Annotated in this window: 1 pseudogene; it reads right to left on the bottom strand. The window is 36.6% G+C overall.

The features are described 5' to 3' along the window. A pseudogene (locus Q0997_RS20305) lies at positions 1-516 on the bottom strand (gliding motility-associated C-terminal domain-containing protein); the annotation flags it as partial.

The raw sequence follows: 516 nt of genomic DNA, 5'->3' as shown, positions 1-516 counted from the left end.
GAGCTATTACCACAATCATCGGTTACAGTATAGTTTACAGTAATATTCCCACAAGGTCCGCAAACAGTGTTTAAGTTGTTGTAGTCATAATCTGAAGTTACTTGACCAGAAAAGTCAGTATCACAATTATCGGTAGCACAAGCTTCCAGAGCCGCAATATTATCAGCATTCCATTGATCAGCAATAGTTTCATTATCAGTAGCAGTACAATCTACAGCAGTATCAACAACATTACAAGTAGAGACATCTGGCGCAGTGTTATCTTGTATAGTAATAGTTTGAACAAGCGTAGTTGTATTGTTACAATCATCAGTAAGTGTCCAAGTTCTAGTAATCACAGATTCGTTAGCACAAGTACCATTAGCTGTACTATCAGTAAATGTAGCCTCTAGCGTATTATCACAATTATCAGCTTCATCAGTTACATCACCAGTAAGTGTTAAATCATTAGGATCTTGCTCACAGTTAATAGTAATATCAGTAGGAACAGTAAATGTAGGCGCTGTAGTATCTTGT

The sequence above is a fragment of the uncultured Lacinutrix sp. genome, from assembly GCF_947500325.1.
GTDB lineage: Bacteria > Bacteroidota > Bacteroidia > Flavobacteriales > Flavobacteriaceae > Lacinutrix.
Note: the sequence above shows the minus strand (reverse complement) of the source record. Positions and strands in the feature narration are given on the sequence as shown.